This window comes from Roseibium sp. MMSF_3247 (assembly GCF_030733765.1).
GTDB lineage: Bacteria > Pseudomonadota > Alphaproteobacteria > Rhizobiales > Stappiaceae > Roseibium.
This window is the reverse complement of the sequence record NZ_JASHII010000001.1, coordinates 177,418-199,776: the sequence shown is the minus strand read 5'-3', so window position 1 is coordinate 199,776 and position 22,359 is coordinate 177,418. Positions and strand designations below refer to the sequence as shown.

20 protein-coding genes are annotated in these 22,359 nt (G+C 56.7%); 1 reads left to right on the top strand and 19 read right to left on the bottom strand.

The window, feature by feature from the left end:
* Positions 1-27: 27 nt before the first annotated feature.
* Entirely contained in the window at positions 28-2,151 is a 2,124-nt protein-coding gene (pnp, locus tag RBB44_RS00815) for a polyribonucleotide nucleotidyltransferase (RefSeq protein WP_306148018.1), read from the bottom strand.
* Positions 2,152-2,261: 110 nt separating this feature from the next.
* On the opposite strand from pnp, the gene RBB44_RS00810 reads away from it, so the two are divergent.
* On the top strand, positions 2,262-2,456 hold the full coding sequence (locus RBB44_RS00810) for a hypothetical protein (RefSeq protein WP_133949280.1): 195 nt from the start codon (positions 2,262-2,264) through the stop codon (positions 2,454-2,456).
* 8 nt (positions 2,457-2,464) lie between these two features.
* On the opposite strand, the gene rpsO is transcribed toward RBB44_RS00810, so the two are convergent.
* From rpsO to RBB44_RS00720, 18 genes are all read right to left on the bottom strand, one after another.
* Complete coding sequence (rpsO, locus tag RBB44_RS00805) at positions 2,465-2,734, bottom strand: 30S ribosomal protein S15 (protein ID WP_306148017.1); 270 nt, start codon at positions 2,732-2,734, stop codon at positions 2,465-2,467.
* Positions 2,735-2,989: 255 nt separating this feature from the next.
* Complete coding sequence (locus tag RBB44_RS00800; RefSeq protein ID WP_306148016.1) at positions 2,990-4,384, bottom strand: FAD-dependent oxidoreductase; 1,395 nt, start codon at positions 4,382-4,384, stop codon at positions 2,990-2,992.
* Between the two features lie 88 nt (positions 4,385-4,472).
* A complete protein-coding gene (truB, locus tag RBB44_RS00795) occupies positions 4,473-5,417 on the bottom strand; it encodes a tRNA pseudouridine(55) synthase TruB (protein WP_306148015.1) in 945 nt (314 codons plus the stop codon).
* Between the two features lie 82 nt (positions 5,418-5,499).
* Positions 5,500-5,910 (bottom strand): 30S ribosome-binding factor RbfA, encoded by a 411-nt coding sequence (gene rbfA / locus RBB44_RS00790; RefSeq protein WP_209178844.1) that lies wholly within the window; start codon positions 5,908-5,910, stop codon positions 5,500-5,502.
* 98 nt (positions 5,911-6,008) lie between these two features.
* Positions 6,009-8,747: a translation initiation factor IF-2 gene (infB, locus tag RBB44_RS00785; protein WP_306148014.1), complete on the bottom strand. Its 2,739-nt coding sequence runs from the start codon at positions 8,745-8,747 to the stop codon at positions 6,009-6,011.
* Positions 8,748-8,776: 29 nt separating this feature from the next.
* Entirely contained in the window at positions 8,777-9,412 is a 636-nt protein-coding gene (locus tag RBB44_RS00780) for an RNA-binding protein (protein ID WP_306148013.1), read from the bottom strand.
* Between the two features lie 147 nt (positions 9,413-9,559).
* Positions 9,560-11,212 (bottom strand): transcription termination factor NusA, encoded by a 1,653-nt coding sequence (gene nusA / locus RBB44_RS00775; RefSeq protein WP_306148012.1) that lies wholly within the window; start codon positions 11,210-11,212, stop codon positions 9,560-9,562.
* A 65-nt stretch (positions 11,213-11,277) separates the two neighbouring features.
* Entirely contained in the window at positions 11,278-11,874 is a 597-nt protein-coding gene (gene rimP, locus RBB44_RS00770; protein ID WP_133949296.1) for a ribosome maturation factor RimP, read from the bottom strand.
* A 298-nt stretch (positions 11,875-12,172) separates the two neighbouring features.
* Entirely contained in the window at positions 12,173-12,859 is a 687-nt protein-coding gene (locus RBB44_RS00765) for a tRNA (guanosine(46)-N(7))-methyltransferase TrmB (RefSeq protein WP_306148011.1), read from the bottom strand.
* Between the two features lie 73 nt (positions 12,860-12,932).
* The gene (gene metK / locus RBB44_RS00760; RefSeq protein ID WP_133949300.1) at positions 12,933-14,105 is read right to left on the bottom strand and encodes a methionine adenosyltransferase; all 1,173 of its coding nucleotides are present in this window, start codon (positions 14,103-14,105) and stop codon (positions 12,933-12,935) included.
* Between the two features lie 111 nt (positions 14,106-14,216).
* A complete protein-coding gene (locus tag RBB44_RS00755) occupies positions 14,217-14,621 on the bottom strand; it encodes a helix-turn-helix domain-containing protein (protein WP_094073420.1) in 405 nt (134 codons plus the stop codon).
* 191 nt (positions 14,622-14,812) lie between these two features.
* Positions 14,813-16,429, bottom strand: coding sequence for an apolipoprotein N-acyltransferase (gene lnt, locus RBB44_RS00750; protein ID WP_371932255.1), 1,617 nt, complete (start codon positions 16,427-16,429; stop codon positions 14,813-14,815).
* A gap of 131 nt (positions 16,430-16,560) precedes the next feature.
* On the bottom strand, positions 16,561-17,742 hold the full coding sequence (locus tag RBB44_RS00745; RefSeq protein ID WP_306148010.1) for a hemolysin family protein: 1,182 nt from the start codon (positions 17,740-17,742) through the stop codon (positions 16,561-16,563).
* 48 nt (positions 17,743-17,790) lie between these two features.
* Positions 17,791-18,312, bottom strand: coding sequence for an rRNA maturation RNase YbeY (gene ybeY, locus RBB44_RS00740; protein ID WP_306148009.1), 522 nt, complete (start codon positions 18,310-18,312; stop codon positions 17,791-17,793).
* Between the two features lie 10 nt (positions 18,313-18,322).
* Positions 18,323-19,381, bottom strand: a complete 1,059-nt coding sequence (locus RBB44_RS00735; RefSeq protein WP_306148336.1) for a PhoH family protein — start codon at positions 19,379-19,381, stop codon at positions 18,323-18,325.
* Between the two features lie 74 nt (positions 19,382-19,455).
* Positions 19,456-20,916, bottom strand: coding sequence for a tRNA (N6-isopentenyl adenosine(37)-C2)-methylthiotransferase MiaB (gene miaB / locus RBB44_RS00730; RefSeq protein WP_306148008.1), 1,461 nt, complete (start codon positions 20,914-20,916; stop codon positions 19,456-19,458).
* A gap of 125 nt (positions 20,917-21,041) precedes the next feature.
* Positions 21,042-21,908: a 1-acyl-sn-glycerol-3-phosphate acyltransferase gene (locus RBB44_RS00725; RefSeq protein ID WP_306148007.1), complete on the bottom strand. Its 867-nt coding sequence runs from the start codon at positions 21,906-21,908 to the stop codon at positions 21,042-21,044.
* Complete coding sequence (locus RBB44_RS00720; RefSeq protein ID WP_306148006.1) at positions 21,901-22,350, bottom strand: Fur family transcriptional regulator; 450 nt, start codon at positions 22,348-22,350, stop codon at positions 21,901-21,903. Before RBB44_RS00720 ends, RBB44_RS00725 begins: the two co-directional genes overlap by 8 nt.
* Between the last annotated feature and the right edge of the window lie 9 nt (positions 22,351-22,359).

Here is a 22,359-nt window from a genome sequence, read left to right as displayed (position 1 = left end):
GTCTTCTATTTAAGAAGCTTTTGAAGCTTATTCGGCGTCTTTCGGGATTTCCTGACCAGTTTCCTGGTCAACAACCTTCATGGATAGGCGGACCTTGCCACGCTCGTCGAAGCCCATGAGCTTGACCCAGACCTTGTCGCCTTCCTTGACCACATCGGTGACCTTGGCAACTTTCTTCGGAGCCAGCTGGGAGATGTGTACCAAGCCGTCTTTTGCGCCGAAGAAGTTGACGAACGCGCCGAAGTCAACGCATTTCACAACGGTGCCTTCGTAGATCACGCCAACTTCAGGCTCAGCTGCAATGGAGTTGATCCAGTTGACAGCCGCCTTGATGGCTTTGCCATCGGAAGAGGCGATCTTGACGGTGCCGTCGTCCTCGATGTTGACCTTCGCGCCGGTCTTCTCAACGATCTCGCGAATGACCTTGCCGCCCGAACCGATGACTTCACGGATCTTGTCGACCGGGATCTTCATCATTTCGATGCGTGGTGCATGCTCACCAAGCTCGGAGCGTGCCTCGGTGATGGCATTTGCCATTTCGCCGAGAATGTGGATCCGGCCGCCTTTGGCCTGCTCCAGAGCAACCTTCATGATCTCTTCGGTGATACCGTCGATCTTGATGTCCATCTGTAGCGCGGTGATGCCGTTCTCAGAACCAGCAACCTTGAAGTCCATGTCGCCAAGGTGATCTTCATCGCCCAGGATATCGGACAGGACCGCGAAACGTTCGCCTTCCTTGATCAGACCCATGGCGATACCGGCAACCGGTGACTTCAGCGGCACGCCGGCATCCATCAGCGACAGGGATGTGCCGCAAACGGTTGCCATTGAGGACGACCCGTTGGATTCGGTGATCTCGGAGACAACCCGCAGGGTGTACGGGAACTCATGATGCGCCGGAAGCATCGGGTTGATTGCGCGCCACGCCAGCTTGCCGTGACCGATTTCGCGGCGTCCCGGAGAACCCATGCGACCGGTTTCACCGACAGAGTACGGCGGGAAGTTGTAATGCAGCATGAAGTGAGACTTCACGGTGCCTTCCAGAAGATCGATGAACTGCTCGTCTTCACCGGTGCCGAGGGTTGCAACAACAAGACCCTGTGTTTCACCGCGGGTGAATAGGGACGAGCCGTGTGCGCGCGGCAGAATGCCGACTTCCGAGGAAATCTGGCGAACAGTGGAGAGATCGCGGCCGTCGATGCGGGTACCGGTGTCCAGGATGCCGCCGCGGACGATTTCCGCTTCTAGCTTCTTGAACTGCTCACCGAGGACGTTCGCCTCGACCGCTTCACCTTCGGCAGCGTTGGTGATCAGCGCCTCGACAACCTTGGCCTTGGCTGCATCAACCGCGTTCTTGCGCTCGGTTTTTGCTGTGATCTTGTAAGCTGCAGTCAGATCGTCAGCCGCGATTGCCTTGACCTTGCCGAACAGTTCGGAATGATCGGCAGCAACGAATTCGCGCGGCTCTTTCGCACCGGCTTCCGCCAGCTTGATGATCGCGTCGATGACAGTCTGGAAGCCCTTGTGGCCGAACATGACCGCACCGAGCATTGTTTCTTCGTCGAGTTCCTTGGCTTCGGACTCAACCATCAGAACCGCATCGGAGGTTCCTGCGACAACCAGGTCCAAAGCGGATTCCGGCATGTCGTCGACCAGCGGGTTCAGAACGTATTCGCCGTTGATGTAACCAACGCGCGCGCCGCCGATCGGGCCCATGAACGGAACGCCGGACAGGGTCAGGGCAGCAGAAGCTGCGACCATGGCCAGGATGTCCGGTGCGTTTTCCATGTCGTGCGACAGCACGGTGATCACGACCTGGGTGTCGTTCTTGTAACCGTCAGCAAACAGCGGACGGATCGGGCGGTCAATCAAACGGGATGTGAGGGTCTCGTGCTCAGACGGACGGCCTTCGCGCTTGAAGTAGCCACCCGGGATCTTACCGGCGGCGAATGCCTTTTCCTGGTAGTTCACGGTGAGCGGGAAAAAGTCTTGGCCGGCCCGCGGCTCTTTGGCGGAAACAACGGTCGCTAGGACCTTGGTTTCACCGTAGGTCGCCATAACGGACCCATCAGCCTGACGGGCAACCTTACCCGTTTCGAGAATGAGCGGACGTCCGCCCCAGTCGACTTCTACACGATGAATATCAAACATCATCTGTCCTTAACATAGCCTGTCTGCCCCGCCGCTATTCCTCAGCGGTCCATCTGGGGCAAACACATTCCCGGTCGGCCCCGGATGGGCCGGTTACCGGCGGACAGGTCATGGGCAAGACGGCAAGTATCTTTTCAGTGAAATCGAAAAGACGCTGGCAATCCTGCCCCATGACATGTCACGAGGTTTCTATAGAGCGTTTGCTGCCAAAAGGGAAACACTCAAAAGCCTTAGGAACTCAAGAAAAAGCCCTTTGGCAAAAAGAAAAACGCGGCGGGCAAGCCCACCGCGTTGATCAAGTCTAAAACAAGCCTTAGCGGCGAATGCCAAGACGCTCGATGAGGGTCTTGTAACGCTCTTCGCATTTGCCACGCGTGTAGTCCAGAAGGGACCGGCGCTGCGCAACCATCTTCAGAAGACCGCGGCGGGAGTGGTTGTCCTTGCCATGACCTTTGAAGTGTTCGGTGAGGTTGTTGATCCGCTCGGTCAGGATCGCGACCTGTACTTCCGGAGAACCGGTGTCGCCTTCCTTGGTGGCGTATTCTTTGATGAGCTCAGCTTTGCGCTCTGCAGTGATCGACATCGCTCTTCCTTTCAAGAGGTGGGGCCCGTTGACCGGGCGCGTTGACATGCCGGATTTCCGGCCTGATCCCTCCTGCGCCAGAGCCAAGATGTCGGTCAGCAAAGGTTTTGAAGGGACGTACTGAGCTTCAATGCCCAATGGCGGCGGAATATGACGGAAAACCTTGCGAAAATCCAGAAGAATCTCAAGTGGCGCCCCACATACGCCGATTAGGGACGTTCGTTGAACGCACGGCTGACCCGGTCAGTCGGCTTGTTATTCCGCAAGCTCATCTTCAATCAGGTTTGCCGCTGCCAGTCCGGTCAGGTATGCGCCGTGGGTTGTGCCATGAAAATCGAAGGTCGTGTGCTCGCCGGCAAAAAGGATGGTATTGGCAACAGGCGTTGCAAAACGGTCAAAATCGGCTGGCGTGTTTCCGACCGCAGAATAGGAATACGCGCCGAACGTATGCGGGTCTTTCGACCAGCGTGTTGCCATATGACCAATCGGCGCAGGAATGTCTTCACCGAACATCGCGCGGAGCGCACCCATGCAATCGCTGGTCATATCGGGATCGCTCATTGCCTCGGCAACAAACGGATAATCGCCAACACTCACGCCCAGCAGGATGTTTTCAGGGCTGAAGGTGCGGTAATTTAGAAAGTAATTCCAGCGCCCTTTTGGTTCGCTCATGTACCCGAGATACTGAACGTCTTCGGGCCAAAATGGCTGCTCAAACTTCAGCGCCAGTTTGGTGACACTCCCAAAGCCAATTTCGTTGATGCTTTTCTGATGCGCCTTGGGAAGGGGCGGGTCAAACGCGATCATGCCTTTCTTGAGAACTCCAAGGGGCACGGTACAAATCACGAAATAGGATTCGAATGATCCCTTTGAGGTGTAGACGGCCGCCCCATCGCCTTCTTCGTATTCGATCGCTTCAACAACCGTATCAAAACGAACGTCCATACCGTCCGCGAGGCTCTTTGGTATCTGATCGTAACCCTTTGTCAGGATCACATCCGCCCCATCATATTCATCGTCCTCGTCGAAATAGTAGGCGGACAGTTTTTCAATAGGTCCGCCAGTCGAGAACTCCGTGTAGGCACTCATCATCCAGCGAAGCACCGGATCCTGAAGGCTATCCTTGGAGACACGGCGGATCGCCTCAGACAGCGGCTGATCATTGTCGAACGTATCGTCAATGCGCTTATAGAGCCGCATCAGGTCGCGATACTTGGAGTTGATCGTGGATCTCGAAACAGCAGCGCCATCTTGGGCATAGACCTGATAGCTTTCGTCCGATGTGACGTAGGTTGGCGCGTCGATCGCATCTGCCAGTTTTGAAACCGGATTTCCCCCAGGCCTGTGGATCCAGCCGGCACCGACCTCAAATGGCGCGCCCAAAGACCAGTCTGTCCGGATCCGCCCACCGACGGCAGACGCCGCCTCCAGGACAACAACCGCGTATCCGAGGTCCTGGAGCCGCCTTGCTGCAGTGAGACCTGCGATGCCCGCCCCAATCACAATTACATCGAAGTCGTCGTTTTGGGCTTTCGCTAAACTTGCATTCAGAAACGGCGAAGTTAGCGCCACAGCAGCACCAGTTTTCAGCACTTGGCGCCGCGTTGCCCGCCCGCGAGTATCCGTAAAGATCTTCCGCCCGCGCTTCATAGTGCCCTCCACCCGGTCGTTGCCGTTTGTGCCTGGGCATCATGGCACGGTTTACCCGAAACGTCAGGCTGTGATCGCAGGCTTGGCCCTAAAGATGAAACACCCGGCTCGGCTGAAAGCGGCCCTTTTCGATCGCACCGATGGCGACGGGAACACTTGCGTGGCTGGCAAAAGCGACATCACAGTTCAACGGAGCATCCCGGCCACGCAGGAGCACAGACATCCCCTTTTTGATCTTGGCGGCATCGTCATCCGAGACCGTGACTTCGACCAGCTCATCTATCGCTTCGCGGACCGGCAAGACAAATTCCTCGACCAGGACATCGACGCCCGCACCCTCTTCAAGCTCCTCCGCCATCTGAAGGATTTCGTCAAGCTCGATCAGATCCTCTTCGCCGAATGGTCCCACCAGCAAACGGCGTAATTCCGTCACATGGCCGCATGTGCCTAGACATCGACCGATGTCCCGGGCGAGCGCCCGCACATAGGCACCCTTGCCGCATTCCGCTTCGAAAACAGCGCGGTTTTCATCCGGGCATTCCACGAGGTCCAGCCGGTGCATATCAATCGGCCGTGCTTCCAATTCAACCTCTTCACCGTCACGGGCCAGATCATAAGCCCGCTCGCCTGCGACCTTGATCGCGGAAAATTTGGGCGGAACCTGCATGATTTCGCCGACGAACTCCGGGAGAACGGCTTTGATCGAGTCGGCATCCGGACGCACATCCGATGTTGCAACGACCTCACCTTCGGTGTCATCGGTATTGGTTTCCGCGCCCCATGTCACCTCAAACCGGTAAACCTTGCGTCCGTCCATCACAAAGGGAACGGTCTTGGTCGCTTCCCCGAAGGCCACCGGCAGCAGGCCAGAGGCCCGCGGATCCAGGGTGCCGGCATGACCGACCTTTTGCGGTGAAAAGATCCGCTTGATCTTGCCGAGGGCCTCGTTGGACGTGATGCCATAGGGCTTGTCCAATACCAGCCAACCGTTGATCGTGTTCTTTTTTCTTTTGAATTGCTGTTTGCGGGCCATTTTTTCTTCTTGTTCGTAACGCGTCTGTCCACCCTGGGATCATCACTGCCTAACGTGACGCCCTATAGGCTTTCCAAGCAATTCACTGATCTTCCTGCGGACCGTCCAGATCCCGCGCAACTTCCGGTGAATGCAGCAGCGTTTCGATCCGGTCGTCATCGTCAAAGCGCGTATCAAGGACAAAGCGCAGATCGGGCATGTATTTCATTGTCAGCCGGCGGGAGACCTGACCTCGGAGATATTTTGCGCTCCGGTTCAAGGCCTTCTCAACCTTTTCAGCATTCACACCGCCCAGCGGCATCACGAGACACGTCGCCAAACGCAGATCCGGTGTCATGCGGACTTCCGGGATCGTGATGATGACGCCGTCGAGGTCCGGATCGGAAAACCGGCCGCGTGTGAAAATGTCTGACAGCTCCTTACGGACCGTTTCACCCACCTTCAGCTGGCGCTGCGATGGTCCCTGACTGTCCTGTCCAGAATGTTTCGCCATTTCAATTCCTAACGAGCCGTCGAGGCTCCAAATGCAAGGGCGCCGGCGTGACCTTGAAGTCCCGCCGGCGCGCATCTTTTCCAATCAGTAACCGGCGATCAGAGCGTACGTTTGATGTGCTCGACGCGGAAACACTCGATAACATCGCCCGGACGCATGTCCTGGTACTTGGTGAAGTTCATGCCGCATTCCTGACCGGATTCGACAGACTTGACCTCGTCCTTGAAGCGCTTGAGCGTGCCCAGCTCGCCTTCGTGGATGACCACGTCGTCACGGATGAGGCGGACTTGCGCGCCGCGCTCCACAACGCCCTCGGTAACCAGACAGCCAGCAACCTTGCCAACCTTGGAGATGTGGAAGATCTCTTTGATCTCCGCATTGCCAAGGAAGGTCTCGCGGCGCTCTGGCGACAGGAGGCCGGACATGGCTGCCTTGATGTCGTCGACGAGATCATAAATCACATTGTAGTAACGGATCTCTATGCCGTCGCGCTGAGCCGCTTCACGGGCCTGCTTGTTCGCACGCACGTTGAAACCAAGGATCGGCGCTTTGGATGCCGCCGCCAGCGTAATGTCGCTTTCCGTGATGCCGCCAACGCCGGACAGCAGGATGCGGGCACCAACTTCGTCTGTTCCAAGCTCGTTCAACGCATGCGCAATGGCCTCTGCAGACCCCTGCACGTCGGCTTTCAGAACCAGCGGGAACTCCTTGCGGCCCGTTTCCTGCAGACGGTTCATCATTTGCTCAAGCGAGCCGCGTGTCCCGGATGCAACGACAGATGCCTTCTCGCGGATCTGACGCTGACGATAGTCAGTGATCTCACGGGCACGGGCTTCGTTTTCAACCACTGCAACCATGTCACCGGCAGCCGGCGTTCCCTGGAAGCCAAGGACTTCGACCGGTTTCGCCGGGCCAGCTTCACTGACCTGCTTGCCATTTTCGTCAAGCATCGCGCGGACACGGCCCCACTCGGAACCGGCAACCAGAATGTCACCCGGCTTGAGAGTACCCTTCTGCACCAGAACAGTAGCAACAGGACCACGGCCACGATCAAGCTGTGCTTCGATGACGATACCTTCCGCGGTCCGATCCGGGTTGGCCTGAAGTTCCAGAACTTCGGACTGCAACAGGATCATTTCCAGAAGCTTGTCGAGGTTTTGACCGGATTTGGCCGAGACCTCAACGTCGATGACGTCACCACCCATGGATTCAGTAACGATTTCTTCGCTCAGAAGCTCGGTACGAACCCGGTTGGGATCTGCATCCGGCTTGTCCATCTTGTTGATGGCGATGATGATCGGAACATCCGCTGCCTTGGCGTGCGCAATCGCTTCCTTGGTCTGCGGCATGACGCCATCATCGGCGGCAACCACCAGGATCACAATGTCGGTCGACTTCGCGCCGCGGGCACGCATCTGACTGAACGCCGCGTGGCCCGGGGTATCGATGAAGGTGATCTTATTGCCGTCCTGCTCGACCTGATAGGCACCGATGTGCTGGGTGATGCCACCTGCTTCACCGGTTGCCACTTTGGCCTTGCGGACAGCATCCAGAAGCGATGTCTTACCATGGTCGACGTGACCCATGATTGTCACCACCGGCGGACGCGGCTGCAAGGTGCCCTCATCGTCGTCCGAAGAGAAGAGACCTTCTTCAACATCGGCTTCGGAAACGCGCTTAACCGTATGGCCCATTTCTTCAGCGATGAGTTCGGCCGTATCGGCGTCAATTACATCGTTGATCTTGAGCATTTGGCCTTGCTTCATGAGAAGCTTGATCACGTCAACAGCGCGCTCTGCCATGCGGTTGGCGAGTTCTTGAATGGTGATCGCTTCCGGAAGCGTGACTTCCCGCATGACCTTCTCGCGAACAACCTGCTGCTGGCCGCGCTTTGCCTTTTCCTGACGGCGGCGCATGGAGGCAAGCGAGCGTGTCCGCTGCCCATCGTGACCACCGGTAGCGGCAGAAATCGTCAGCTTCGAACGGCGGCGATCGTCGCCACCCTTCGGACGTGCCGGAGCCGGAGCCGGGGCCTGTTTGGGACGTTTAACCGCGCGCAGGTTTTTGTTGGCTGCGCCGCGATCATCTGCACCAGCGGCCGGACGCTCTTCCGGTTTCGGGCTGGCCGTAGTTTCTGTCTTGCGGCGGCCCATGTCATTCAAGTTGCGTGGCTTGCTGTCGTCGCGGCCCGGCGCTTTGCGAACTTCGCGGCGCTGAGCTGGACGTTCTTGCGGCGCAGCCTTTGCGGCGGGCGCTTCAGCAAGAGCTTCTTCCACTTTGGGAGTTTCGGCAACCTTTGCCTGCTCCGCAGCTGCCTGAGCTTCTTCGGCTTCGCGTTTTTGCCGCTCTTCGGCTTCTGCCTTAGCGCGAACTTCTTCTTCCTGCTTGCGCTGAGCTTCTGCGGCGGCGCGGCGCTTGGCCTCTTCCTCGCGGAGCTTGGCTTCTTCAACCTCGCGCTCCTTGGCCATCAGCAGTGCAGCCTGACGCGCTTTCGCTTCTTCAGGCGTCAGCGTGCGCAGCACATTGCCATTGCCTTTTTGCCGTTGTCCGCCACCTGGCTTGCGCCCCTGGCGGGCAGCCGGTGCGTCCGGCTTGCGCGGCGGCACCTCGGAAGGTGTTTCAAGGCGTTGCGTAACCGGAGCCGGAGCTTCCGGTTTCGGCTCTTGGCCCGGCAGGACGACACGGCGCTTCTTCTTTTCCACGACGACGGCCTTTGACCGGCCATGCGAAAAGGACTGGCGAACAGTTCCTGAATCGCCGCCACCACGCTTTAGGCCAAGCGTCTTGCCACGCTCAACGCTGATTGTCTTGTCGCCCGGATTTTTCGTATCGCTCATATTGCCTTCAGTCCTGCGCAACCGCCCTGCTATGCGTTGCTCTTTTCGTCGTCTGCGACGGAATAGCCGCGAAAACGCTCCAAGTCACGTACCCGTGACAGGAAATTTTCGCTGGCTTGCCCCGCAAGCAGTGCAGCATGTATCACATTTGACCGGCCCAATGCCAAATCCAATTGGTCCGAATCGAACAAACGGACGATTTGGCATCCGTTTGCTTCTTCATTTCTACCCGCGGCCACCGCCGCAAGCTTCCGTACCCCATCGTCTGCGGCATCCGAAGCATGGATCAGTCCTGCGACAGGATCCCGCCGCAAAGCTGCGTCAACTTTCGAATAACCGGTGATCAGCTCGCCGGCCTTGCGCGTCATGGAAAGCGCCTGAAGCGCATTCTTTTCCATGAGCGCATCGACACGCTCGGCCAATCCAGGTTCGACGCTGACTTCGGTCTTAAAGCCCCGGCCAAACACTTTCTTCCGGTCTTTCTCGGCAACAGAGACGACATCGCTCGTCGCTGTTACCCATACACCGCGCCCCGGCAGAACCCTTTTCAGATCCGGAACAACCTGACCCTCTGGATCAAGCACAAACCGGATCAGCGAGCTGACGGGCTGAACCTCCCGGGTAACGGCGCATTGCCGTTCGGTTGGCTCATTCTTCCTTGGCACGCTGCCACTCCTCTCGATCAACCATGCGCCCGATGCTCAGGCAGCGACGCAAACCGCGTTGACCACTTTCAGTCTCGTTTGAGCGGTCGCCGCCAAGGCGTTACCGCTCACTAGAGGCACTCGGCCTCGTAAGTCCACCCAATGGAATTATCCGTTCAGGATCGCACCGGTCGGTGCTTCCTCAACGGCTTCCTCTTCAGCTTCGATCTCTTCCGATTCCGCTTCCTCTTCTGCCATTTGGGCAGCGAGTTCCTCTTCGGTAATCCAGCCGGCCGCCAGACGGGCTGCCATTACCATGTTTTCCGCATCGGCGCGGGAAACATCATAAGCGGACAGCGCACCATCATACCGCTTGGTCTCGCCGTCTTTGCGCTCGGTCCAACCAACCAGATCGTCCGCAGCGCAACCGGCAAGGTCTTCCATCGTCTTGACGTCGTCTTTACCGAGAGCCACCAGCATAGCGCTTGTCAGGCCATCAATCGAGCGCAACTCGTCTGAAACGCCGAGTTCGATCCGCTCTTCGTCAAGCTTTGCTTCTAGCTCATTCAGATAGTCCCGGGCGCGCGCCTGGATTTCAACTGCCGTGTCGTCGTCAAAGCCTTCGATCATGGAGATTTCTTCGATCTCCACATAGGCAACTTCTTCAACAGACGTGAACCCTTCGGTCGCCAGCAGCTGACCAACCATCTCATCCACATTGAGGGCGTCCATGAACAGTTGAGACCGTTCCTGGAATTCCTTGCTGCGGCGCTCGGATTCTTCCTGTTCTGTCATGATGTCGATCGCCCAGCCGGTCAACTGGGATGCCAGTCGCACATTCTGACCACGGCGTCCGATCGCTAGTGACAGTTGGTCATCCGGAACGACAACTTCAATACGCTCGGCATCTTCATCGAGAACAACCTTGGCAACTTCGGCCGGCTGCAGCGCGTTGACGATGAACGTTGCCGCCTCGTCATTCCATGGAATAATGTCGATCTTCTCGCCCTGCAGCTCGCCAACAACAGCTTGCACACGGGACCCACGCATACCCACACACGCACCAACCGGGTCGATGGAGCTGTCTTTCGAGATCACAGCGATCTTCGCGCGGGACCCTGGGTCACGAGCGACAGATTTGATCTCAATGACACCATCATAGATTTCCGGGACTTCCTGGGAAAACAGTTTGGCCATGAACTGCGGATGGGTCCGGGACAGGAAGATCTGCGGACCGCGTTGCTCGCGGCGCACATCATAAATGATTGCCCGAATGCGGTCGCCCGTGCGGAAGATCTCACGGGGGATCAGCTCATCGCGGCGAACAATCCCTTCACCCCGGCCAAGATCGACAATGACGTTGCCGTATTCGGCACGCTTGACAACTCCGTTGATGACTTCGCCAACACGGTCCTTGAATTCGTCATACTGACGATCACGCTCTGCTTCGCGAACCTTTTGAACGATAACCTGCTTTGCAGACTGAGCGGCAATGCGGCCGAAGTCGAGCGGCGGCAGCGGCTCGGCGATGAAATCACCCAGACCGGCTTCCGGATTGCGGGCAGTGGCATCGTCCAGAGAAATCTCGGTGGAGACGTTCTCGACAGCTTCAACAACCTGAAGCAGACGCTGCAAACGGATATCGCCGGTTTTCGGATTGATCTCAGCGCGAACTTCCGTTTCCGTGCCATAACGCGAGCGTGCTGCCTTCTGAATGGCATCTTCCATTGCATTGATGACGATCATCCGGTCGATCGACTTTTCCCGAGCAACTGCGTCCGCAATTTGCAGCAGTTCAAGCCGGTTTGCGCTGATTGCCATAATCCACTCCTCTTGCGCCAAGGGTCGGGTCGGGCGCGTTCATCCAAGTGCCAACGAGCTCAGGCTCAGTTCGGCGTGTTATCCTGTGTCAACTCATCGGCGCTCTCGCCGCGTGCGGCCAAGGCCGCCTTTTCGGCCTGCAGAGCTGCCGTAATCAAGTCATCGGTCAAGACCAGTTTGGCTTCGCCAATATCTTCCATCGGAAGCAGAACTGTATCTGCTTCACCTTCGGGAGCATCAGGCAAACGCATTTTTGCCGACGCACCCTCAACGCCGAGAAGCGTTCCGCGGAACCGCTTGCGGCCGTCTTGCATGACGTCCATCTCGACTTTCATTTCGTGACCGGCCCAGCGGTCAAAATCACCGGCGCGCACAAGCGGCCGATCAATGCCGGGAGACGACACTTCAAGGTGATAAGCCCGGTTGATCGGATCTTCGACATCCAAAGCAGGCGACACAGCCCGGCTGATTGTTTCACAATCATCCACCGTCATAGTGCCGTCCGGGCGCTCGGCCATGATCTGCAGCGTGCATCCGTTTGCCGCGCTGATCCTGGTGCGCACGAGCCGATAGCCGAGATCTTCAATAACCGGCTCAACAATTGCCGCAACACGGGCATCAAGCCCTTGTTCGGTGACAATTCTCGGTTCTTGGTCGCTCAATACCCGGCTCCATTCTGCCAATTTGAGGCAGTTTTATTTCAGTTGGGCATGAAGCTTAGAGATAAACTCAGGCGCTGCCCGGCAAAATCACATTCGGTTTCCGGCATGGGGTTAAGCAAAAAAGAGCGGGTCCCCGGCGGGCCCACCCTCAAGAGCTCGTATAAGCCGTTTGAGATGAAACACCGGCTGTATAACGCCAAACACCCCTCAAAGGCAAGGGGCTTGGGGTGAATGCTGGAAAAGAGTCTGCATTTGCCCGGCAGCCACTGCTCCTCCTGACATCGCGCCGGTACGGGCTTTACCGCCTCAAGAAGGTGAGATACCGGCCAATGCGCCCCTTTCGGATCGCCTTGGCCTCATACCGTGTGCCGGGCCAACCTTCCCAAGGGGTTTTCCAGTCAGACGCGGTTTCTGCGGCCCAGTCAAAGTCCGGATGATCGCGGCAATGGCGCAGTGTCCAATCGATGTAGGTGTCGATGTCGCTGGCAAACCGGAATTCGGCTCCAGGCTTCAAGGCGCGTGCATACCGATCAAGGTTCTGCCCGTTGATAAAACGCCGCTTCCAATGGCGCTTCTTTGGCCACGGATCCGGATAAAGCTGGTATGCGAGATCGAGCGAAGCTTCCGGCACCCAATCTAAGACATTGACCGCATCGTCGTCATAAAGCCGAACGTTTTGGAGGTTTTCATCCGTCACGGCAGCAACAGCTTTTGCCATGCTTCCAACAAACGGCTCAATGCCTATAAACCCGGTTTCCGGATTGGTCCGGGCCCGGTGCAACAAATGCTCACCACCGCCGAAGCCCACCTCCAAACAGACAGATGTAACCTTTGCCTTGAAGAGGTCCTTCAAATCGGCAGGCGGCGGCGTTGTAAGATCCAGAGAAAGCTCCGGCAGAACATCTGCCATGAGCGCTTCCCGGCGCGGGGTAAGCGGCTTGCCTTTCCGGCGTCCAAAAAAAGAACCTTCGTATCGATCATTCATTGCTTCAAACCAAATCGCCGGCCTCAAAGGCCGGCGATCTTCATTCTGTTGAGTGGACCTTTCTGGGGCCGGCTTATCCTGCAAGCGAGCGCAGTTCGTCAACCAGGTCTGTTTTTTCCCAGCTGAACCCGCCATCGGCATCCGGCTGCCGACCAAAGTGACCATAAGCTGCGGTGCGCTCATAAATCGGATTGTTCAGCTGCAAATGCTCGCGAATACCGCGCGGGCTGAGGCCCATCACGTCACGCAGAGCTGTTTCCAATTTGGCTTCGCCGCACCGGCCAGTGCCGTGGAAATCGACGTAGACCGACAGCGGATCGGACACGCCAATTGCGTACGACAACTGGATCGTGCACCGGTCGGCCAAATCAGCCGCGACCACGTTCTTTGCCAGATAGCGGGCGGCGTAGGCTGCAGACCGGTCAACCTTTGTCGGATCCTTACCGGAGAACGCGCCACCGCCGTGTGGGGCTGCGCCGCCGTATGTATCGACGATGATTTTGCGGCCTGTGAGACCTGCATCGCCATCCGGACCGCCAATAACAAACGCGCCCGTCGGATTAACATGCCAAACTGTTTCATCCGTGACCCAGCCGTCCGGCAAGGACGACAGGATGTATGGCTCAACGATTGCTTTGACATCAGGCGAGGTGAGCGCCGGGTCCAAATGTTGCGTCGACAGGACGATGGACGTGACACCGACCGGCTTGCCGTTTTCGTAGCGAACAGTTACCTGGCTCTTCGCATCCGGACCAAGCACCGGCTCCTTGCCGGTTTTACGGGCCTCTGCCAGCGTTTTCAGGATCTTGTGTGAAAAGAGAATTGGCGCCGGCATCAACTCTTCGGTCTCGCGGCATGCGTAACCAAACATGATGCCCTGATCGCCCGCACCCTCATCCTTGTTGCCGCCAGCATCAACGCCTTGAGCAATGTGAGCAGACTGGGCATGCAAATGCACGGCGATATCGCAGTCTTCCCAATGGAAGCCGTCCTGCTCATAGCCGATGTCTTTGACGGCCATACGCGCCAGATGCGCGATGTATTCGTTGGTGATGGTAGCAGGCCCGCGGGTTTCACCGGCAATCACGATCCGGTTGGTAGTCGCCAGCGTCTCAGCGGCAACACGGGCTTCAGGCATTTCTTTGAGGTAGGCATCTACAACCGCGTCAGAAATACGGTCGCAAACCTTGTCTGGGTGACCTTCGGAGACGGACTCAGACGTGAACAGGTAATTTTGACGTGCCATTGGCGATCGTCCTTCTGGGAATGAATACAAAGAAGCGGCGAGTACGATCGCCGCTTCAGGTGCCATCAATCTAAGAAGTTTGGGGCCACGTCAAGAAGATGGTTGTTTTTATTATTCGTCGCCGGCGAGGGATCTGACCAGATCAACAATGCGGCGGCGGACCTTTGGGTCTTCTATGCGCACAAATGCCTTGTTGAGGGACAGACCTTCCGACGAGGAAAGGAAATCCACGACATAAGACGTGGGTTGGGTTTCGCCAAAGCCTTCAGCTTCTTCCGGCGTTCCAGGCGCATCTTCAAAAAAGAAGGAAACCGGTACTTTCAGAATAGTTGCGATATGCTGCAACCGGCTGGCTCCAATGCGATTGGTGCCTTTTTCGTATTTCTGGATCTGCTGGAAAGTGATGCCTAGCGCTTCGCCAAGTTTTTCTTGGCTCATGCCGAGCATCATGCGGCGCAAGCGCACACGGCTTCCAACATGGATATCGATTGGATTAGGTGATTTCTTACTGGGCATTGGCGTTATTCTTTCTTAGTCATTTGGCTTTTACAGCCAATATTTTTTATTTGGCGCAAGCCCAATCAGGTCCCCACAAACCTGAACAGAAGAAAGTTTGCCCGCAACTTCCCGCTTACGCCTACGTTAGCTTTCAATCAGCTATGTCACGGTTGTATCACAATTCTTTCACTCAACTCAAACAAAAAATATCAATTTATACGGGAATTGCGGTTGTATCGATGAATACTGGTCAAAATTACAATAATTACCGAAATTATTAGTATCGGAGTATCCAGAAATGTACGGTAAATCGTTTCCGGTTCTCGCACAGGTAGCCGAGCATCAATCACACCTCGTTCAAATACCGGAAGTTTAGTCACCACACGCCCCAACCCATCTATCACACCGGAAATTCCGGTATTGGCGGCTCGGATTGTGGGTAGCCCCGTTTCGATAGAACGCAGCCGAACCTGCGCAAAGTGCTGGTAGGGACCTGGTGTCCGGCCGAACCATGCATCGTTGGTCAGATTGAGAAGAAACGCAGGTCTCGGTGCCACACCAGCAGTCTCAGCAGGGAATATTGCCTCGTAGCATATCAGTGGCAGAAACAGGTACTTGTCCATTGCTGACAAGGGGCGCCGCACGTCTCCAGCCTCAAAACCTGCACCAGGACCTGCCAGATTACTGATACCCAGTTTATCCAGCAATGGGCGGAGCGGGACATATTCACCGAACGGGACCAGGCGCACCTTGTCGTAAAGCCCGCGCACGGTCCCATCATTTTCGATCAAATAGATGCTGTTGAAATAGACTTGGCCGGTTTCGCCCGGCTCTGCCCGAACTGCGCCGACTGCCAGCTCTTTGTTTTGCCCAAGCGCAGCCGAGATCCGATGCAAGGCACCAGGCTCCCTCGTGAGCAGGAACGGAACCGCAGACTCGGGCCAGACCACCAGCTGCGGTGTTCCAACCCGCCCCTCCCCGCCAAGCGGCGCTTCTGTCAAATCAAGGTAGGTTTGAAAAATCTCGTCGCGCAGTTCCGGTCGCCATTTGTCCTGCTGGTTGATTGAAGGCTGAACGATCCGGATATCCAGATCTTCGTAATCAGTCGTGTCAGGCGCCAACCGATATGCGCCATAGGTCGCCATAAGAACCAGAACAGCTGCTGCCAAACCAACAGGCAAGACGCGCAGCGGGAGCGGCCTACTGTCCGCGAGCGCAGCCGGCGCTGCACAGATGCTCCACGCCAGAAACGTTAAACCGTATACGCCCAGAACGCTGGCCGTTTGAGAAAGAGCCAGACTTTCTGAAAAAGCATAACCGTAAGAGTTCCAGGGAAATCCGGTCAGGATCGTTCCCTTGAGCCAGTCGGCAAGCGTCATTGCTGCTGCCAGGAGCAGCACCCGGGTCCTGGAGTCCCCCCAAAGTGCCGCCGCAATGGCTCCGGCGAGGCCCGTGAACAGGGCCAAACCAATCGGCATTGCTACGACGGCAAACGGCATCAGCCAGGCAAACTGTTCGGCATCGACCAGAAAAGCCGAGCCAATCCACCAAAGACCGGAGAGGTAGTATCCAAAGCCAAAAAACCAACCGAGCGCAAACCCGGTGCGCAGCCGCTTGTATACGCCGCTCCGGTTTGTCTCCAAAGCCCCATCCAGGAGCCAAGCGAATCCGGGAAAGGTTAGAAAAAGGATTGGAAAGAGACCATATGGCGGTAAGGCAAAGGCCGAAGCAGCGCCGCACAAAAAGCAAAGCAGCCGACGTCGCCATCCCCAAGCGAGCAGAAACGTGTTTGGAATGACGGAAAGCTTCTGAAAAAGCGGGCTCATATGGATCCGATTCGCTGCAAAAACGTTGGCAGGTTTGTCTGCTAGCAGCGAGCCGGTCAACCCTTTCTGCGGCTCAGCGCTCGACCGTCAAACGCCAAGCTTAGTCCATCAGGGTCCCGAGCGACCAAGTGTTAGGATGCGATTGGTCGCTGTTCTTTGTTTTCTGGCGTCTCTTGATCGGTCTCGGACGGATCAGTTTCAGGACGTTTCAAACGGCGCCTGACTTCCGGCGACCGAACTTCAGCGCGCCGACGGCGAATCTTCAAGCGTTTGATCCGTCTCGGATCTGCATCCATGACCTCAAACTCATAGCCCGGCACGTCATCCACGAGCACAAGCTCGCCGCGCACCGGCACGCGGCCAACCGTGACGTAGAGCAATCCGCCGAGCGTATCGACATCTTCGGATATCTCACCGTCGCTCAACTGTGTTCCAAGGGCCTCATCGAGATCTTCAAGCGGCAGCCTTGGATCTGCGATCCAAATGCCGTCACCGGCATCTGCAAGCATCGCTTCTTCGTCTTCGTCGTGCTCATCCTCAATGTCGCCGACAACTTCTTCGACGAGATCCTCCAGGGAGACCAAACCGTCCGTGCCGCCATATTCGTCGATCACAAGCGCCATCTGGATCCGGCCAGCCTGCATTTTCGCCATCAGGTCCGTTGCCGGCATGGAAGGCGGAACAAAAAGCAGGTTCCGAATGAGGTTTGCATCCCGGAGCGAAATCGACAAATCGACCGACGACAGATCGAGATCTGAGGAATTATGACCAGGTGCTGGCGCCACGATGGTCAGGCGTTCGGTGTCCCCGGACTGACCGAGCGTATCTGACCCGCTTACACTCGAACCTGCCCCTTGTTCGGCTATGAAGGCCATCAGGTCCTTGATGTGAACCATGCCGCGCGGATCGTCTAGCGTCTCCTCGTAAACCGGCATGCGGGAGTGCCCGCTGTTTCTGAACAGCTCCATAACCCGGCTAAGGCTCGTGCCTAGGTCGACCGCTTCAATGTCGGCCCTTGGGATCATGACATCGTCAACACGCTTTTCACGCAAACGAAGAATGTTCCCGAGAAGCATACGTTCCTCAGGCGAAAACGCTGTATCTCCCGCCCCTTCACGGGCGAGTTCATCTTCCAGATTTTCACGCAAGTTGGATGTGTCGCGCCCCAAGCGGAGAAGCCGTTTGAGCGAGGAGAAGAATGCCGCAGGTTTCTGCGGCCTGGTCTGTTGCGGGTCTTCCCCGTCCTGCGCCGTTCCGTGCTGGGCGGAATCCGCCTCGCCACCGGAACTGTTTGGTTCAACTGCGTTCATCATCTATCGTTTCAGGACCCTGAAGCAACGGGTCATACCCCTACTGTCCCTTTAATCGCCATCGGCTTCAAGTGGCCGGCCAGCATAAGGATCATCAATACCCAAACCGGCCAATATGGCCGTTTCCAAGCTTTCCATCAGTTCAGCTTCGTCTTTCTCTTGATGATCATAATCGAAAAGATGAAGCAATCCATGAACAGTGAGATGGGTAAGGTGATTGTTAAATTCAATTCCCAGTTCTTCTGCTTCTTTGGCCACTGTCTCATAGCCAAAAACTATGTCGCCGAGCAGAGGGCCGTACACATCATCATGGGGGTCGCTGCCGGGAAAGGACAACACATTTGTCGGTTTGTCCTTGTCCCGCCACTGATGATTCAGTTTGCGGATCCCCTCATCATTTGTGAAGAGCAGTGACAGCTCGGTTTCTTCCAAAACTTCCAGATCCGCGCCTTTTATTCCAGCAGCAATCGCGGTTTGCGCCAGTTTGATCAACTCGGCCTCATCCGGCCAATCACCGGCCTCAACCGCGATATCAATCAAAACCTCTTCAGGCGCATGTTCAGCTTCGGTCACACAAGCCCCTTCAGGAAGCCGCTGCGCTGTTGCGCGGCCGGCGATCCTGATCTTCGCTGTCTCCTTGACGAGCGGCAAACCGGCGTTCACGTGCCTGTGCTTCTTCGCGCGAAGCATTATCGTAAGCCGTGACAATCCGGCCGACCAACTCATGGCGAACAACATCGGTTTCGTTGAACCGAATATGTGCAACCGCAGGAATATCGGTCAGCAGACCCAGAGCTTCGCGCAAGCCGGATTTCTGGCCCGAGGGCAAGTCGATCTGGCTCGGGTCGCCGGTCACGATCATCTTTGATCCCTCGCCCAGCCGGGTCAGAAACATTTTCATTTGCATCGACGTCGTGTTCTGCGCTTCGTCGAGCAAAACAACGGCGTTTGACAAAGTACGTCCGCGCATGAACGCGAGTGGCGCGACCTCGATCATTCCGGATTGCAGTCCGCGATCAACTTTTTCAGCCGGCATCATTTCATAGAGCGCATCATAAATCGGCCGGAGATACGGGTCGACCTTGTCTTTCATTTCTCCCGGCAGGAAGCCCAGACGCTCACCGGCCTCAACTGCAGGCCGGGACAGGATCAAACGCGCCACATCGCCGCGTTCCAACAGCGCTGCCGCGTAGGCAACCGCGAGGAACGTCTTACCCGTTCCAGCCGGGCCTGTGCCGAAAATCAGATCCGCCCGGTCCATGGACCGGATATAGGCATCCTGTGTTGGCGTACGCGCAACAATGGTTTTCCGGCGCGTCGCGATTTGTGCAAACGCCAACCGGGATTTAGGCTCAAGGGTCGGCAACGGCAGCTGGGCTTCGTTGGCCGCCGCCATGCGCAAGGCCCCATCGACATCGCCTGGATGAATTTCCTGCCCTTGCAACAAGCGCTGATAAAGGGCTTCCAATGCCGCCCGAGCCTGGGCACAGCCGGCTTGCGACCCCTTCAGCGTCACCTGATTGCCGCGTGCAATCGCATCCACACCGAGGCGTTGTTCGATCAAGGCAAGGTTCTGATCGAACTGGCCAAACAGATCTCCGATCAAACGGTTATCTTCAAAAGCAAGAACGATGTGGGTCATGTCGGAAGCCGAAGCGGCTTCATCAGAAAGCCTGCGGGAAGAAGATTGGCTGTCGCGCGTCAAATGACGTCTCCTTAGGCGGCCGGGGCCGGTATGGCACCGGATCCATCAGCAGCATCTTGCCCCGCAATCAGCCGTCCGAACAGCGAATTGCTTCCGATCTCAACGATTTCCACCGCTTGTACACTGCCGATCATGGACTCTGGTGCATCAAGCTGGACCGGCTGCAACCATGGAGACTTGCCAACAAGCTGTCCCGGGTTCCGGCCCTTCTTTTCCAATAGCACATCGCAGGTCATCCCTTTGCGGGACGCATTGAAGGCTTTTTGTTGCTCGCTCAGAAGCGCTTGGAGTTCCTGCAGGCGCGCAGATTTGATGTCTTCCGGCACCTGATCGTCCATGGTCGCTCCAGGCGTGCCGGGGCGTTGACTGTATTTGAACGAGAAGGCAGAGCCATATTCAACACGGCGGATCAGATCCATCGTGTCTTCAAAGTCCTGATCTGTTTCGCCTGGGAAACCGACAATGAAGTCGCCGGAAAGGGCAATGTCGGGCGCTGCTTCCCGGATCCGGTCGATCAGTCGGAAATACTCATCCCGCGTGTGCTTGCGGTTCATGGCCTTCAAAATCTTGTCAGACCCGGACTGAACCGGCAGATGCAGATATGGCATCAAGCTCTTCAGCTCGCGGTGGGCTTCAATCAGATCATCGTCCATGTCACGAGGGTGGCTGGTCGTGTAACGCAGCCGATCCAACCCATCGATTTCCGACAAGCGGCGCAAAAGCTTTCCCAACCCCCAGGTTGACCCATCTGCAGCTTCGCCGTGATAGGCATTGACGTTCTGACCAAGCAGGGTCACTTCCCGCACACCAGAGGCTGCCATGCGCTGAGCTTCGGTAACAATCTGTTCCACGGACCGGGAGACTTCAGCACCGCGGGTATAAGGAACGACGCAGAAGGTACAGAACTTGTCGCAGCCTTCTTGAACTGTCAGGAATGCGGCCGGAGGGCGTTTCATGATCGGCTTTTCAGCCCGCTCAGACAAATGGTCAAACTTCGCGTCGATGTCGAACTCTGTTTCGACAACTTTCTGGCCTTGGCGCGCTTTGTCCAAAAGCGAGGGCAGCTGATGGTAGCTCTGCGGACCAACGACCATGTCGACAATCGGCGCCCGGCGAGAGATTTCCTCGCCTTCCGCCTGCGCCACACAGCCGGCCACACCGACCATCATGTCCTTGCCTGCTTTCGCCCGTTCTTCCTTAACTTTCCGGATCCGCCCAAGCTCTGAATAGACCTTTTCAGCGGCCTTTTCCCGGATGTGGCAGGTGTTCAGAATGACCAGATCGGCCTCTTCCATGTCTTCAGTCGTGGAATAGCCCTGTGGTGCCAGCACATCGGTCATGCGCTCACTGTCATAGACGTTCATCTGGCAGCCGTAGGTGCGCACAAAAACCTTGCGCGTATTGTCACCTGATACGGTCTTTGTTTCCGCGGCTGCGGAGGTGTCCAGTTCTGCTTCCGGGCGGCTCGTCATTCGCTCCTCATGGTCCCTGTGGGACGGACGGCATGTCTCGTGGTGATCGTGCTTTTGGGCGAGACTTTATCCCGCACCTTTGTCTGCCCGCGTTTAATCACGTCGGAGGCAGGCTGCACCTCAATTCAGGCGCCAGCTTTAGCGGTTTTTTCTTCATTTGAGAAGAACTCAGGAGCATCGAATTCGTCGGATTCGAACAGTTCGACCGGTTTTTGGCGCAAGGCAGCCATGGTCAGGGCGCGCACCTCCCTCTCCAACTGCAGAGTCAGAGCTTTCCGGTCCGTTGCGGGATCGACCCGAACAGGCTTTCCCCATTGGACGGCAACATCGAGAGCACCATGCTTAAAGATGCCCCAAAGATGGCCCGCAAGCTCCATATCCCCATACCAGGCGACGTGCGGACGGTGCACACGCCCCATCGGCATTCCGAACAAGCCCTGATAGGCAATTGACAACGGCTGGACCCAAACAGTGGTGTCTTGATCATTCCCCGCGGCGCGCGTTGCAGCTCCCAAAAGAGCCGAACGGAACGGCAAAACGCAATTCCCATCGTTGGATGTGCCTTCCGCAAAGAGCACCATGGCATCACCCTCTGCCATCCGGCCGGCAATCGTGTCAGCAACTTCTGCCGTTTGCGATCGCCGGGTGCGGTTGACGAAAACCGTCCGCTGAAGCTTGGCAAAGAGACCAAAGACCGGCCAGCCGGAGACTTCCGACTTGGCGATAAAGGACAGCGGCATCAAAGAACCGATAACGGTGATGTCTACCCAGGACGCATGGTTGGCGGCAATCAACAAAGGACGTTCAGCCGCCGGCTGCCCTTCCTGGTGAATGCGAATACCAACGAGGCCGGTTGCAATTTTATGCCAGAGACGAGGAAGGTGTTTCTGGATTGGGAGATTTAGCTTCACTGCAACCCATTGCAGTGGAATCAAGATCAGCGAGACGACCGTTAACATAAGGATCGTCAAAACCGCCTTGATTTCAGCCATCCGTGTCCCCGCCCTTTTTCGGCTCGATCGGAACGCCATAAAGCTCCAACCGATGATCCACCAGCTTGTAGCCCAGCTTTTTAGCGATGAACTCCTGCAAGGCTTCAATTTCCTCGTTCCGGAACTCAATCACCTGTCCGCTGCGCAGATCAATCAGATGGTCATGATGCTCGTCCGGCACAGTTTCATAACGGGAACGGCCATCTCGAAAATCATGGCGCTCAACCATGCCGGCATCTTCAAACAGTTTGACGGTGCGATAGACCGTAGAGATGGAGATTTTCGGGTCAATCGCAACGGATCGGCGATAGAGTTCCTCGACGTCTGGATGCTCTTCTGAGGCCTGCTCGATCACTGAGGCAATCACACGGCGCTGTTCGGTCATGCGCATGCCTTTTTGGACGCAAAGTTCCGCCAGCGATAGTGTCCGCTCGTCCGTCATAAACTCCAA